The sequence below is a fragment of the Pseudomonas sp. TE6283 genome (assembly GCF_054060555.1).
On sequence record NZ_JBSSDH010000001.1, the window covers coordinates 269,251 to 282,923 of the forward strand.

Annotated in this window: 10 protein-coding genes and 1 pseudogene; 3 read left to right on the forward strand and 8 right to left on the reverse strand. The window is 59.3% G+C overall.

The genetic code is table 11. The features are described 5' to 3' along the window. Nucleotides 1-148: 148 nt before the first annotated feature. On the reverse strand, nucleotides 149-1,171 hold the full coding sequence (locus ACVWZ5_RS01395) for a zinc-dependent alcohol dehydrogenase family protein (protein ID WP_062573758.1): 1,023 nt from the start codon (nucleotides 1,169-1,171) through the stop codon (nucleotides 149-151). Between the two features lie 207 nt (nucleotides 1,172-1,378). Here ACVWZ5_RS01395 and ACVWZ5_RS01400 point away from each other — a divergent pair, with 207 nt between their 5' ends. Next, nucleotides 1,379-2,293, forward strand: coding sequence for a LysR family transcriptional regulator (locus ACVWZ5_RS01400; protein WP_062573757.1), 915 nt, complete (start codon nucleotides 1,379-1,381; stop codon nucleotides 2,291-2,293). A gap of 18 nt (nucleotides 2,294-2,311) precedes the next feature. Here ACVWZ5_RS01400 and ACVWZ5_RS01405 read toward each other — a convergent pair. The 6 genes and pseudogenes from ACVWZ5_RS01405 to gcvA form a co-directional block, all read right to left on the reverse strand. Beyond that, nucleotides 2,312-2,467: pseudogene (locus tag ACVWZ5_RS01405) on the reverse strand (transposase); the annotation flags it as partial. A gap of 100 nt (nucleotides 2,468-2,567) precedes the next feature. Beyond that, nucleotides 2,568-4,202 (reverse strand): BCCT family transporter, encoded by a 1,635-nt coding sequence (locus ACVWZ5_RS01410; RefSeq protein ID WP_062573756.1) that lies wholly within the window; start codon nucleotides 4,200-4,202, stop codon nucleotides 2,568-2,570. 302 nt (nucleotides 4,203-4,504) lie between these two features. Beyond that, nucleotides 4,505-6,001: a CoA-acylating methylmalonate-semialdehyde dehydrogenase gene (locus tag ACVWZ5_RS01415; protein ID WP_186599851.1), complete on the reverse strand. Its 1,497-nt coding sequence runs from the start codon at nucleotides 5,999-6,001 to the stop codon at nucleotides 4,505-4,507. Nucleotides 6,002-6,046: 45 nt separating this feature from the next. Next, entirely contained in the window at nucleotides 6,047-7,204 is a 1,158-nt protein-coding gene (locus tag ACVWZ5_RS01420; protein ID WP_062573754.1) for an iron-containing alcohol dehydrogenase, read from the reverse strand. A 118-nt stretch (nucleotides 7,205-7,322) separates the two neighbouring features. Continuing rightward, nucleotides 7,323-9,821 (reverse strand): CoA transferase, encoded by a 2,499-nt coding sequence (locus ACVWZ5_RS01425; RefSeq protein WP_186599850.1) that lies wholly within the window; start codon nucleotides 9,819-9,821, stop codon nucleotides 7,323-7,325. A gap of 207 nt (nucleotides 9,822-10,028) precedes the next feature. Next, nucleotides 10,029-10,958, reverse strand: a complete 930-nt coding sequence (gene gcvA / locus ACVWZ5_RS01430; RefSeq protein WP_260269895.1) for a transcriptional regulator GcvA — start codon at nucleotides 10,956-10,958, stop codon at nucleotides 10,029-10,031. A gap of 80 nt (nucleotides 10,959-11,038) precedes the next feature. On the opposite strand from gcvA, the gene acuR reads away from it, so the two are divergent. Then, entirely contained in the window at nucleotides 11,039-11,671 is a 633-nt protein-coding gene (gene acuR, locus ACVWZ5_RS01435; RefSeq protein ID WP_167388387.1) for an acrylate utilization transcriptional regulator AcuR, read from the forward strand. A gap of 47 nt (nucleotides 11,672-11,718) precedes the next feature. After that, entirely contained in the window at nucleotides 11,719-12,702 is a 984-nt protein-coding gene (acuI, locus tag ACVWZ5_RS01440) for an acrylyl-CoA reductase (NADPH) (RefSeq protein ID WP_062573750.1), read from the forward strand. Nucleotides 12,703-13,111: 409 nt separating this feature from the next. On the opposite strand, the gene ACVWZ5_RS01445 is transcribed toward acuI, so the two are convergent. Further along, nucleotides 13,112-13,636, reverse strand: coding sequence for a cupin domain-containing protein (locus ACVWZ5_RS01445; protein ID WP_062573749.1), 525 nt, complete (start codon nucleotides 13,634-13,636; stop codon nucleotides 13,112-13,114). Nucleotides 13,637-13,673 lie beyond the last annotated feature (37 nt).

The following is a 13,673-nucleotide window of genomic DNA, read 5'->3' on the forward strand; positions in this document are numbered from 1 at the left end:
CCTGACGGCTTCGAATTGAAGTCCGATTCTGGCAGATGAATAGCAAACCGAGCTTGAAGGAAACTTCCTAAAGCCAGGTAGGATATTTAGCTAAATATCCAGCCCTACAGCTGCACGCCCCCTGTGGGAGCGCGTACGACCTGAGGCGTCAGTGCGCCCCCATATCCAGCACCACCCGCCCACCACACGGACACTCGTCCATGTGCCGGTGCGCCTCGACCACCTGCTCGAACGGATACACCTTGATGATCTGCGGCGTCAGCAGTTGGTCGGCGGTGAACTGGTTGATGTCGCGCAACGCCCGCTGCAGGGCCACCTGGTCCTGGGCGATGCCCAGCTCCGGCTTGCCGGTGAAGTTGCCGATGCAGTGCACATGGAACTGGATGTTCTTCTGGAACGCCGCGCAGGCCGGGAACGGCGTCTGGTTGCCGCCCTGCAGGCCGTACAGCACCAGGCTGCCACGCGGTGCCAGGACATCGCCGAGCAGCGACATCTGTGGGCCGCCCATGCCGTCGAGGACCATGTCCACGCCACGCCCATCGGTGTACTTGCCGATCTGCATCAGCAGGTCCTGTTCCTCGGTGACGATCACCTTGTCCGCGCCCAGCCCCAGCAGGTACTCGCGCTGCTCGGGCTCCTTGGTGGCGGCGATCACCTTCAGCCCCAGGGCCTTGCCCAGTTGCACGAAGGCCGGCCCCGCGCAGTGGCTGGCATCGGTGACCAGCGCGGTCTGTCCGGCCTTGGCCCGCGCCAGGTCGACGTAGGCGAAATAGGCGATCAGCAGCGGCGTGTAGTGCACGCTGGCCTCGATCGGGGTCAGCACATCCGGGTAACGGGTGATGGCGCTGCGCGGCAGGACGATCACGTCGCCGTACACCGGGTGGTCGTTGGCGCTGGTGGCCGGGAAGCTGGCGACCCGGTCGCCCACCGCGATATCGTCCACACCCTCGCCCACGGCGGTGACCACGCCGGCCATCTCATGGCCGATACCGGCCGGCAGCCGTGCCTGGGACGGCGCCAGGTTCTGCCGCCAGAGCACGTCGTACCAGCTGACGCCGATCGCCTCGACGCGGATCTGCACCTCGCCGGCAGCCGGGGACGGTTCGGCCTGCTCCTCGCATCGGAGCACATCGGCCTGGCCGAACTTGTGGAAACGGATCATGCGGGACATCGCATACCTCGCCTGTGTGAATCTCGTATTACCACGGACTTTATCCGGGCTTTCACGGTTGGACCATCAGTGGCTGTTAATAGTCGACATGCCTGTCATTGATTGGGCCCCTGACAAATCTGTGCATTGGCACCCGGAAATCGGTGCAGGGTACCAGCCTTTGGCCTTAAGATTCACCCCTGCCCCACTTCTGGCGAGCCGCATCGAATGAATCGTAACGACTTGCGTCGCGTAGACCTCAACCTGTTGATCGTGTTCGAAACGCTCATGCACGAACGCAGCGTGACCCGCGCCGCCGAGAAACTGTTCCTCGGCCAGCCGGCGATCAGCGCCGCGCTGTCGCGCCTGCGCAACCTGTTCGACGACCCGCTGTTCGTGCGCACCGGCCGCAGCATGGAACCGTCGGCACGGGCCCAGGAGATCTTCGCCCTGCTGTCACCGGCGCTGGACTCGATCTCCACCGCCGTCAGCCGCGCCGCCGAGTTCGACCCGGCGACCAGCAACGCGGTGTTCCGCATCGGTCTGTCGGACGACGCCGAATTCGCCCTGCTGCCGCAGCTGCTCAAGCGCATCCGCGCCGAAGCCCCCGGCATCGTCCTGGTGGTGCGCCGGGTCAACTACCTGCTGATGCCCACCCTGCTGGCCTCCGGCGAGATTTCGGTGGGCGTGAGCTACACCAGTGAACTCCCCGCCAACGCCAAGCGCAAGGTGCTGCGTCGCAGCATGCCCAAGCTGCTGCGCGCCGACAGCATGCCCGGCAGCATCACCCTGGATGACTTCTGCGCCCGCCCCCACGCCCTGGTGTCGTTCGCCGGCGACCTCTCGGGGTTCATCGACGAGGCGCTGGACGAGATCGGCCGCAAGCGTCATGTGGTGCTGGCGGTGCCGCAGTTCAACGGATTGGGGAGTTTGCTGGCGGGGACCGATATCGTCGCCACGGTGCCGGACTACACCGCCGATGCGCTGACCGCGGCGGGCGGGTTGCGGGCGGAAGACCTGCCGCTGGAGGTGCGCAGCTTCGAGCTGCACATGGCCTGGCGTGGGGCGCAGGACAATGATCCGGCGGAGAAGTGGTTGCGGTCGCGGATTCAGATGTTCTTTGGCGACCCTGACAGTCTTTAGGGACTTCGCACACGCTTGTTAGGCACTGTACGAAAAGTAATGTCGTAAACACTGCCGCCAGCAAGCCAACATAATTATCACTGCGAAGCCTTCCGCTAGCTTGCAATAGCGTGTACCCAGGCGGCGGAGCTCCTTCAACCAACCAAATAGCCGTTCGATAGCGTTCCGCTGCTGTTAACAGAATCCTTAGAGTCCGGCATACATACGCTGGGTGGAAAGGAAGAGCCCAGAAAATTCTGAGTTCTTCCTAGTAAGCAGAAAAATAGAAACCTTGCTATCTAGCCTCTGGGTGTATCGTAATCAAAACAGTATCAGCAGTCTGTCGCACGTCCATTTCAGGAGTCTTGTCAAGCGTCAGCGCGTCGTCCAAAACAACTTCGGTCGTTCCTAGTGCATGCCCAAGATCTGCACGAATCATGCGAAGCAGTGACCAAGCCAGTACGCCAAGTACGGGAATCAATGGCAGCGCGACGACGATGGTAGATGTTTGCACGGCCTTCAACCCACCAACCTTGAGAAGCCCGATGCCGATGACCGCCAGCAACAGCGCCCATACAATTCGCAGCCAGCGCTGAGGCTCCTCATAACCACTGAGTTCTTTCGATGTCACCGAAGCAAGCACATAGGCCGCCGAATCAAGCGTTGTCGCCAGGAACACAAAGCAAAGGAGCACGAACGCTGCAATAGCAATACTCGAATAGGGCATGGTTTTCAAAATGGCGAGCACCGCCGCAGGGATACCTTGCGCGGTCAAGATGGCGCTGATATCCAACTCACCACTGAGTTGCAGATTAAGTGAGTACCCGCCCCAGACTGCGAAGAATACCCAGCACCCCAGGCTGCCCCACACAAGCTCGGCCAGAATCAGTTCCTTGATCGTTCGCCCCCGGGAAATTCGGGCGACGAACAAGCCCATCATGGGTGCGTAGGCAATCCACCAGGCCCAATAGAAAATTGTCCAGTCCTGAGGGAAAGAACCCTTGGCAACCGGATCCGTCCACAAGCTCATGTGAATGAAGTTATTGATCATCAGGCCCAGGCTGTTTGCCCAGCCGTTGATCAGCAGCAGCGTGGGGCCCACGACGGCCGCGAACAACAGCAGTGCAAACGCCAGGTAGACGTTGATATCACTGAGAATCTTGATCCCTTTGCTCAGTCCGAACCACACACTCATGCCAAACATCAGTGTCCAGAGCGCCAGCACACCCATGTCGAATGCGAAGGACTGCTGAATACCGAAGATGTCACCCGCCAAGGTCGAAACCAGCGGAACGGCCAGGCCGAGGGAAGTGCCCACGCCACCCACGATCCCGAACACCACCACCGTATCCAGTGTAAGCCCCAGCCACCCGTTGGACTTATCACCCAGCACACCACGGGCAGCCACGGACAATCTCACCCCTGGCTGCCGGCGTACATACATCGAATAGGCAATCGGCAAGGCTGGCAGGCAATAGAATGCCCATGGGGTCAGGCCCCAATGGAACTGTCCGTAAGTCAACGCCCACTCTGCCGCTTCCCGACTGTGAGCCGCGACATTCAAAGGAGGGCCATTGAAATAATAAATCGGCTCAACCCAGGCCCAATTGACAATCGCGATGCCGATACCACCACAAAAAATCATGGCGACCCAGCTGAAATAGGAAAATTCTGGCGCATCACTCTTTCGTCCAAGGCGTATATTTCCATAGCGCCCGAACGCCATCCACAACAGAAACGCGACCGTCATCAGGCCTGAAACCAAGTAGAGCCAGCCAAACTTGCCGGTGGCAAACGCAAACATTTGATTGATCACTGCATTTCCAGCCTCGGGAAATGCAATAAGCGGAACGGTGACGCCAAGTATCACTGCAATGGATGGCCAAAACACCCGCCCATCCATCGACGCACCTTCTTTCAACGTACTCATTTGGCATACCTCCTCAGAACGTTCGACTCAACACCAAACACATGTTGAATACAAATAGGTCAAGCACGAACTGCAAACCTTGCTCGAACAGACCTCGTCCCTTGAAGAAATGAAAGGCCACCCGCCTTTCCCGAACATATATTGTGCTTATTATTCATATTCGCCTCTAGCTTTATCTAATTATTATTTCAGCGGCACCACAAAACAGCACACCATCACTCGGCAGTACGACGATCATTGATCATCGGTGTCATACGAAACGGTGTGCCTGGCGACAGCCAGGCACACCTCTTGTACCTGCGTTACTTCATGGTCGGCATGGAGAATTCAGCGCCCTCGCGAACACCTGACGACGGCCAGCGTTGGGTAACGGTCTTGCGTCGGGTGTAGAACCGCACGCCATCCGGCCCGTAGGCATGCAAGTCACCGAACAGCGAGCGCTTCCAACCGCCGAAGCTGTGGTACGCGACAGGTACTGGCAGCGGCACGTTGATGCCGACCATGCCAACCTTGATGTTGTCGGAGAAGTACCGAGCAGCCTCACCGTCACGGGTAAAGATGCACGTACCATTGCCGTACTCGTGCTTGTCGATCAACGCCATGGCCTCCTGCATGCTGTTGACACGCACGACCTGCAGAACCGGACCAAAGATCTCCTCCCTGTAGCTCTGCATGTCTGGGGTGACGTGATCGATCAGGGTGCCGCCGACGAAGAAGCCTTCCTCATAGCCCGCAACGTTTGGCTGACGACCGTCGACAACCACCGTAGCGCCCTGCTCTTCGGCGCTGTCGATGTAGCCGACCACCTTCTGCTGATGCTGGCGGGTAATCACCGGGCCAAAGTCGTTCGTGCTGTCGCTGTAAGCCCCTACCTTCAAGTTCTTCATGGCTTCTTTCATCTTGGCGATCAGCGCATCGGCTGCCGCGTCACCCACCGCAACGGCGACCGACAGGGCCATGCAACGCTCACCGGAGGAACCGAACGCCGCGCCCAGCAGCTGGTTCACCGCATTGTCGATGTCGGCGTCTGGCATGACGATGGCGTGGTTTTTCGCCCCACCCAGTGCCTGGCAGCGTTTGCCGTGAGCCGTGGCGGTGGCGTAGATGTACTCGGCAACCGGGGTCGAACCTACGAAGCTGACTGCCTGGATGCGCGAGTCGCGCAACAGGATATCGACCGCTTCCTTGTCGCCGTTCACCACATTAAGTACACCCTTGGGCAGGCCCGCTTCCTGCAGCAGTTGCGCAACGAACAACGTGGAGCTTGGATCGCGTTCGGAGGGCTTGAGGATGAAGCAGTTGCCCGCCGCAATGGCCACCGGGATCATCCACAGCGGCACCATCACTGGGAAGTTGAACGGCGTGATACCTGCCACCACGCCCAGGGGCTGGAACTCGCTCCAGGCATCGATGTTCGGGCCGACATTCTTGCTGTGTTCACCTTTCAGAAGCTCGGCGATCCCGCAAGCGTACTCGACGTTCTCGATACCCCGCTGCAGTTCGCCTGCCGCATCATGGGAAATCTTCCCGTGTTCTTCACCAATCAGTTTGCAGATCGCATCAGCGTTCTGCTCCAGCAGTTCCTTGAAGCGGAACATGATGCGTGCGCGCTTGATGGGCGGCGTATCACGCCAGGCCGGGAAAGCAGCCTCAGCAGTCGCGATGGCGTGCTCCACGGTCTGGCTCGATGCCAGGGCAACCTGGCGAGCGACCTGGCCGGTGGCAGGGTTGAAGACATCCTGGGTGCGCTTGGATTCGACAACGACGTCGCCGTTAATCAGATGACCGACAGTATTCATGTGTAACTCCACTTTTTTTTATTCAAATAATGCGATGAGGCGCCATTACCAAAGGCTGCGATACAGCTCGACCATCTCGGCCTCGGTCGGTACTCGCGGGTTATTGCCAGGTGAACCGGAAGCCAACGCCTGAGCGGCCATGGTCGGCATCAGCTCGAAGAATTTTTCGCGATCGATGCCGAACTCTGCTGGGGTGGGCACCTTGAGCTCATCATTGATCGCCACCAGCTCATCCAGCAGTTTCTCTACCGCCGATTGGTCGTTGTCGCTTTGCGTGGCGACGCCCATGGCACGTGCGCAATCGGCGTACCGATCACGTGCAGCGGGAATGGAAAAGGCTGTCACTTCAGGCAGCAGCATGGCGTTCGACAAGCCATGGGGCACATGGAATGCCGCGCCGATCGGGCGGCTCATGCCATGCACCAGGGCAACGGAGGCTGCAGAGAACGCCAGGCCCGCCAAGGTCGACCCCAGCATCACGGCTTCGCGCGCAGCACGGTCGCTACCGTCGTGGTAGACCTTGCGCAGGTTCGGCCCGATCAGGCGCATGGCAGCCAGTGCCTGGGCATCGCTAAACAGATTCGCTTTCTTGCTGACGTATGCCTCGATGGCGTGGGTCAATGCATCGATACCGGTATCGGCGGTGACGCGAGGTGGCAACGACAGTGTGAGTTCGTAGTCGACCAGTGCCGCCACCGGCATGAAGCCTGCGCCCACACAGAGCATTTTTTCGTCAGTCGATTCGTCGGTGATGATGGTGAACCGGGTCACTTCCGAGCCAGTGCCGGCCGTGGTTGGAATGGCAATGATCGGCAAACCCATCTCGGTCACGTTGCGCGGGAACTTGTAATCGCGCATGACACCGCCGAATTTGGCCAGAATGCCGATCGCTTTGGCGCTATCGATAGGGCTTCCGCCGCCCAGTGCGATGATGCTGTCATACCCACCTTCCCTGGCGGTCGATACGCCGGCTTGAATCGAAGCGACGGTCGGCTCGGGTACGGTGTCGGAAAATACGTCGCCTTGAATCCCCTGCTCTGTCAGGACTGCGCTGATACGCCCTGCGTAGCCTAGCTCGACCATCATCCGGTCAGTGATGATCAGCGGTTTGTGGCAGCCCAGGCTGGCTAGAACCTGATGGATTTGCTGGCTGGCACCAGCTCCGGTTTGCAGGATACGGGGAAGGATGCTGTTGTAATTCATGGCTCTATCTCATTTTTTGGGCATGAACGCGCCCGCGAGCAGCCTTGGGCTCGTGTTCGCTTGTTCGAAATGGGCAAGCCAGGGCGGGAAACCCAGCGCCTTTACCTGCCCTCAGCAGTCAGCTCGGCAGATATTCCTCACTCCAGGATTCGCCGATTGCGCTGGCGTCCAGGAGCGACTGAATCTGCGCCTCGGTGTAGCCGTAGCGGCTCAGCACCTTGCGAGTCGAGGCACCGAACTTCTCAGCCGGTGACAGCGCTCGTATAAGCCCGACCCGTGGGCGAATGGCGTAAGGATCGAGTTGCGTAACCCGATGCCCGCTCGGATGGTCGTCATAGATGCTGAAGGAGTAGCTGCCATTCTCGATACCCGGCTGGCCATCGGCACTGCGGCTGTACTGGCTGCGCAGGTGATCGATGTTGTCCGGTACTGCGGCAGCGATGTTGGCAGCCTGCAGGCGCTCTTGAAGCACCACGCAGCTCATCCTGCTGATGGCAGATTGCAGATAGCCCACCCGATCACTTGCGCAGGTCACGCCGCTGAGATCGGCGATGGCCGCGAACTTGTGCAGCTCCCCTTCGCTGGCATCCAGGTAGATCCAGCCATCCGCCGTCCTGTAGAACCGGGAAAGGTCGCTGTAGCCGACCACGTCACGGCCGGATGGCTCATTGAATGGGCCACGACCTGGGTAGTCGTAGCAGAATGGAATTTGCACCAGGTTGCCCAGTGAAGCCAACGAGGTGCGTGCCCGGTAGGCCTCACCCGAGTGATGCTTACGATACAGGGCGGTTGCCACGCCCAGCGCAGCAGCAAACCCGCACATCACATCGATCGTGCCGACGTGTGCATGTTCTTCCGGCGTTTCCATGCCGCCGCCAAAGCGCAGCATGATTCCGGTAGTGGCCTGGATTAGGTCGTCATACCCCAGATAATCCGTACGAGGTCCGCGACGCGGGCCGCCGAAGCAGTCCAGCTGACAGAAGATCACGCCAGGATTCACCGCCTGCAGGCTCGCCTCATCAAGGCCCAGCGGTGCCAATTGGCGATCCGGCGCGTTCATGACGATTACATCGACCTCGCGCACGAGGCGATTGAAAACCTCGCGCCCTTCGGGCTTGTTCAGATCGACCAGCACACTTTCCTTGCCACGTGCCGACGACATGCCGAAGACCACGGTATTCCACGGGTCATAGTTGGGCACCACAGGGTCGAGCTTGATGACATCTGCGCCGAAGCGGCCCAGGAACGATGTCGAGTGCGGCCCTGCGATCACGTTCGTCAGGTCGAGGATCTTCACGCCTTCCAGCCAACCAGCAGGCGTGTCGAGCTTGGCAGGCGGCAATTCAGGATCAGGACGTTCGGACAGGGTTGCCAGCGCTTGCTCGAAGCTGACATCACGACGCGAAAGCGGCTTGAGCATGGGCTCCGAACACCCCTCCAACCAGGCAATTGGGCCAGGCTGCTTCATCACGCCGAACTCGCGATCATCGACCTCGACGATCAAACCAGCAGTATTCGAGTGCTCGTCGTGGAGCCACTCCTGGGTCGATCTGTGCGGCGCCCCTGGGAAACGCCCTTCACCGAAGATGACTTCCCACTGCGCCGCCGTTTTGGTCAAGAACACTTCTTTCATGCGGGCGCTGATGCGTGCCGCCCAGTCAGCCGGCAAAGGGTAGACGCCCAGCGATGCGTTGCCTTCCCACTGTTCGATCGGCAGGTAAGGGTCATCTACCTTGGGCAGGCCGGCGGCCACCATTTCTTCATAGATGCCCATCGCCTGCAAACAGCGCTTGGCATGCTCACGATGGGACGGGCAAACGGCGTAGAACTTGCGGCCATCGGCACATTCATAGGTGCGGTAGAACGGGTCGAGGAACTCCTGCAGGTCCTGGTAGCTCAGGTTCATCGGCAGGTTTTCGGCACGGCGCCGCTCGCTCTCCTTCTCACGCAGCGTCTTGTAACGCAGCGGGTATCCGTCGATCTTGATCGAGTTGTACGACAGACCTTCCATCACGGCGGCGGCCAGCGGCACTTCGATCTGATCGCCAACGCCGTGCTTCTCACGCGCCTGCAAGGCGAGCACGACAGAAGAAACAGCCAGCATGGTGCCATAGGCCGACGCCAGCGGAAGCGGCGAGAAACTGGGGTTGATGCCCATCAGTACGCGGTTCTGGCCCATATCGGTGAACACACCAGAGGCCGAAGCGATCACCGCCTCCGTCGCACGCCACTGTGCACGCAGTTCGTCATCACTGGCAAACCCAGGGATCGACAGCGTGATCAGCTCAGGGCGAGCGCGCCGCAGCGCTGCGAAATCAAGGCCCAGCCGGGACATGACACCCGGCCGGAAGTTTTCGATCACGATGTCTGAACGGGAGATGAGTTCGCGAGCCTGATGCAGCCCCTGGGCAGTCTTCAGATCCAGCCGCAGGCAGAGCTTGTTGCGGTTGAGCGTGGCGTTGGCTGGGCTGTCCCACAGCGGCCCGTCGAGCGGGTCGATGTGTACGACAGTCGCGCCCAGGTCCGCAAGGATCATCGCGACGGCAGGGCCTGCGATGTACTGACCAAAATCGATGACATTGACGCCTTGCAAAGGTAAACGGTTGCAATGCTGCATGACGATAACCCTACTTAGCCCCGGGCCAACGAGATTCGCCGGCGCGGTTATTGTTGTTATTGAGACCTCGTACCAACCGGTCACCTGGACGATTGATCCATCCAAGGGCCTGCGATGTGGAAGCTACTCTCAGAAATTCGACGGCATCGCGAAAGCAATAAAAAATGGCCCTAAGGGGCCATTTTTTTTATTGCTAAGGAAATTTCCTTATCGCTTGGCGTTTTCCTCCCCCAACGAGCGGTACTCGTCCCTGAAGGCCTGTGCCTCTTCGCACAGCCACTGTGCAAAAGCCGCGGCGTCAGGGTTAACCATGCTGTGGGCGGCATACACCAGGTAGAACGCCTCCTTGGTCGGCACACTGCGCCCCAGGGGGGCTACGAGACGGCCTTGATCCAACAGGTGCTTGACCAGCGAGGAACGCGCCAGGGCTACACCCTGCCCCAATTCCGCCACCGTCAATGCCGAGATAAGGGTGTCGAACTGCAACCCTTGCGAGGAATCAACGTTCTCCGCATGGTTCTTCTTCAGCCAGTAGCCCCACCCCTCCTCATAACCCAACACGTGCAGCAACGGGTGTCTGGCAAGGTCCTGGGGGCGCTGCAGCGGGCGCTCTGGCGTGATGAGCGCAGGCGAACACACCGGCACCAGGGTATCCCAGGTCAATCGTTCAGCCTTCATGCCGGGCCAGCGGCCCTGCCCGTAGCGGATTTCGAGATCGGCATCGAACGCTGTTTCATCCACCCAGATGTTGCTGGCAATGCGAATGGGTATGTCTGGATGGCTTGCTTGAAATCTAGGTAAGCGCGGGGCTATCCAGTGGGTAAAAAAAACCAGACTGCTACGCAAAATGAGTGCGCTGCGATGGCCTTGCCCAAAGATTTCGTCGGTCGATGCAGCCAGGCGTTCAACCGACTCTCTGACCACTGGAAAATACGATTTACCCACCTCGGTAAGCTCAAGTCCACGTGGCAGACGTTTGAACAGCGCAACGCCCAGCTGGGACTCCAACGCTTTAACCTGCTGGCTGATCGCCGCTTGCGTGAGGTTGAGCTCTTCAGCGGCGTGGGTGAAATTGAGCATCCGGGCAGAAACCTCAAATGCTCGAAGCCAGTTCAAGGGCGGTAAACGCTTTTTCATGACGCATCCAACACTCGGCTCATCGGGGATCGAATCGCTCGGAGGTTGACATTAGAGACGATCAGTCTAAATTACAACGCATGACTATCTCCAAACCTGCACCTCGTCGAGGCCGCCCCCCCAAAGTCGCACGTGAGCATGGCGAAACCCTCGAAATGCTATTGCGTTGCGGTATGGAAATCCTCACCGAACAAGGCTTCGCCGCCACCGGCATCGAGGCCGTGCTCAAGCGCGTGCAGGTGCCCAAGGGTTCGTTTTATCACTACTTCGACAGTAAAGAAGCATTTGGCCAAGCCGTACTGCAACGCTATGCCGACTATTTCGCTCAAAAGCTCGAGCGCAACTTCGGTGATTTGAGCGTATCTCCCTTGCGACGGCTGTCCAATTTCGTCGAGGAGGCGAAAGCGGGGATGGCCCGGTATCAGTTTAGAAGAGGCTGCCTGGTAGGCAACCTTGGCCAAGAGGTACTGGTGCTCCCCGACAGCTTCCGCGAACAGCTGGAACTGACCCTGCAGGATTGGGAGCAGCGCTTGGCAGCCTGCCTGGAAGAAGCAGTCAATCTGGGTGAAGTGCCTTGCGGACATGACTGCAAGGCACTCGCAGCCTACTTTTGGGTAGGTTGGGAGGGTGCAGTGCTTCGTGCACGGCTTACGCAGAATGTCCGTCCGCTGGACATTTTCTATCAAGGTTTTCTGAACGGAATCACCCACTGATTCCTTTCGGATGATTTAAAGACAACCGGTCTAATTAAGGACGCACCATGTTCAATGCCATTCTGATCGATAAGCATGATGACCAACATACCGCCCGCGTCACGGAACTGCGGGAGGATCAACTCCCACCCGCAAACGTGGCCGTCAAGGTGGCCTACAGCACCTTGAACTACAAAGATGCGCTGGCAATAACCGGTAAGGGGCCGGTTGTACGTCAGTTTCCGATGGTCCCTGGCATCGACCTCGCGGGTACTGTCGAGACCAGTGACGATCCTCGCTACCAGCCTGGCGATCGCGTGCTGCTCAATGGCTGGGGCGTTGGCGAGGGCCATTGGGGAGGCCTTGCACAAAAGGCTCGGTTGAACGCCGACTGGCTCATCCCCCATCCCCAGGGGCTGAATGAGCGCCAATCGATGGCCATTGGCACAGCCGGTTACACCGCCATGCTGTGCCTGATGGCATTGGAACGCCATGGGCTGAAACCCTCCCACGGGCCAGTGCTGGTTACCGGCGCCACCGGCGGCGTGGGCAGTTTCGCCATCAGCCTTCTGGCAGGTGCGGGGTATACCGTAACCGCCGCCACAGGCAAATCCAGTGAGCATGAGTACCTGAAAAGCCTGGGTGCGACAACTATCATCGACCGCGCCGAACTGTCAGCCCCGGGGCGTCCGTTGGCGAAAGAGAAATGGGCGGCCGTCGTGGACTCGGTCGGGAGCCATACGCTGGTCAATGCGTGCGCAAGCACAATGTCCGAAGGTTTGGTAGCTGCCTGCGGATTGGCTCAAGGTATGGATTTTCCGGCCACCGTCGCGCCGTTCATTCTCAGAGGGGTAAGCCTGCTCGGCATCAACAGCGTGACTCAGCCTTATGAGCGACGAGTGCAAGCGTGGGAGAGACTCTCGACTCAGCTGAACCTGGGCGCATTATCGCTCATGACAAAAGAAATCGGCCTGCATAGCGTGATCGCGTCAGCCTCAGACCTGATAAATGGAAAGATCCGGGGTCGCTTGATTGTGGACGTAAACGGATAGGCGTTTGCAAATGTCTTCAGAGCAGTCCTCTTTATTACTGATCGAGGGCTGCTCAGCTGTGCTCACTTGACCGGCATCTATCATTTCCGAAGACCCCGTAACAGCGACCCAACGCCAGCGTGCCATCATCCGTAAGCCCTCCAGGCAGCCCACGCCGTAAACGCAATCAGGTTGACGCCCCCACTGTCATTGCATCTGTCCATCAGCCTAACCTGTAACCTTGACTACCGCGCTGCTGTAACGGGGACGTGTTGCCGCCATAGACCTCTCGCCCTGCCGGCTTTCAATGCACGCTATCGAGCACTCTGCGCTGCCCTGATGCCCTGTGCCTTCGGGGATCCCGATAGCCTGTGACCGAGTCCCAGCAAAACGCCAAAAACACTCAAACACATAGAAATTATGTGCAGCCTCATCGCCAGCGTGTCTTCAACGCGCCATGCAAGCCACTGACCGGATCCTGCTCAGGCTGCGGCACCTTGGCGATGCGCTCCAAGGCACGCTGGTGCGCCGCACTATCGGGCCGTTGAATGTCGTAATCTTCCTGCCCGTGAGGATAGGCACCCACCACTAGGAAATCATCACTGCACTCGATGCAGCGATGGCCCGTGCCTGCTGGCAGCACCAGCACATCCCCCCGCTCCACGCTCACGCTTTGCCCGCATTCCCCGCCAAGCGTCAATCGGGCCCGCCCACGGGCAATCCCGAGTGCCTCGTGGGCGTTAGGATGAAAGTGGTGATAATCGAAGATCCCGTCGCGCCAGAGCGGGGTCCATTCGTGAGCCGCAAACAGGGCCTCGAAGGCGCTGGCAGTATCCCCTGCCCGATCGAGTTTCAGCCGGTAGAGCAGTACCGGAAAACGGCTATTCGGCGTCGCGCCGTCGTCTTCGAAAAACAAGGCCTGCACGCTGGCATCTTGCGTATTCATGCGCGTCATGATGCGCTTCCTGATCGAGTGATTGGTTTACCTTCGA

Bases quoted from the DNA above. Each gene is read 5' to 3' on its own strand.
- ACVWZ5_RS01400 (WP_062573757.1), top strand. From the start codon at position 1,379: ATGAATCGTAACGACTTGCGTCGCGTAGACCTCAACCTGTTGATCGTG.
- ACVWZ5_RS01395 (WP_062573758.1), bottom strand. From the start codon at position 1,171: ATGTCCCGCATGATCCGTTTCCACAAGTTCGGCCAGGCCGATGTGCTC.
- ACVWZ5_RS01410 (WP_062573756.1), bottom strand. From the start codon at position 4,202: ATGAGTACGTTGAAAGAAGGTGCGTCGATGGATGGGCGGGTGTTTTGG.
- ACVWZ5_RS01415 (WP_186599851.1), bottom strand. From the start codon at position 6,001: ATGAATACTGTCGGTCATCTGATTAACGGCGACGTCGTTGTCGAATCC.
- acuI (WP_062573750.1), top strand. From the start codon at position 11,719: ATGTTCAATGCCATTCTGATCGATAAGCATGATGACCAACATACCGCC.
- acuR (WP_167388387.1), top strand. From the start codon at position 11,039: ATGACTATCTCCAAACCTGCACCTCGTCGAGGCCGCCCCCCCAAAGTC.
- ACVWZ5_RS01445 (WP_062573749.1), bottom strand. From the start codon at position 13,636: ATGACGCGCATGAATACGCAAGATGCCAGCGTGCAGGCCTTGTTTTTC.
- ACVWZ5_RS01420 (WP_062573754.1), bottom strand. From the start codon at position 7,204: ATGAATTACAACAGCATCCTTCCCCGTATCCTGCAAACCGGAGCTGGT.
- gcvA (WP_260269895.1), bottom strand. From the start codon at position 10,958: ATGAAAAAGCGTTTACCGCCCTTGAACTGGCTTCGAGCATTTGAGGTT.
- ACVWZ5_RS01425 (WP_186599850.1), bottom strand. From the start codon at position 9,821: ATGCAGCATTGCAACCGTTTACCTTTGCAAGGCGTCAATGTCATCGAT.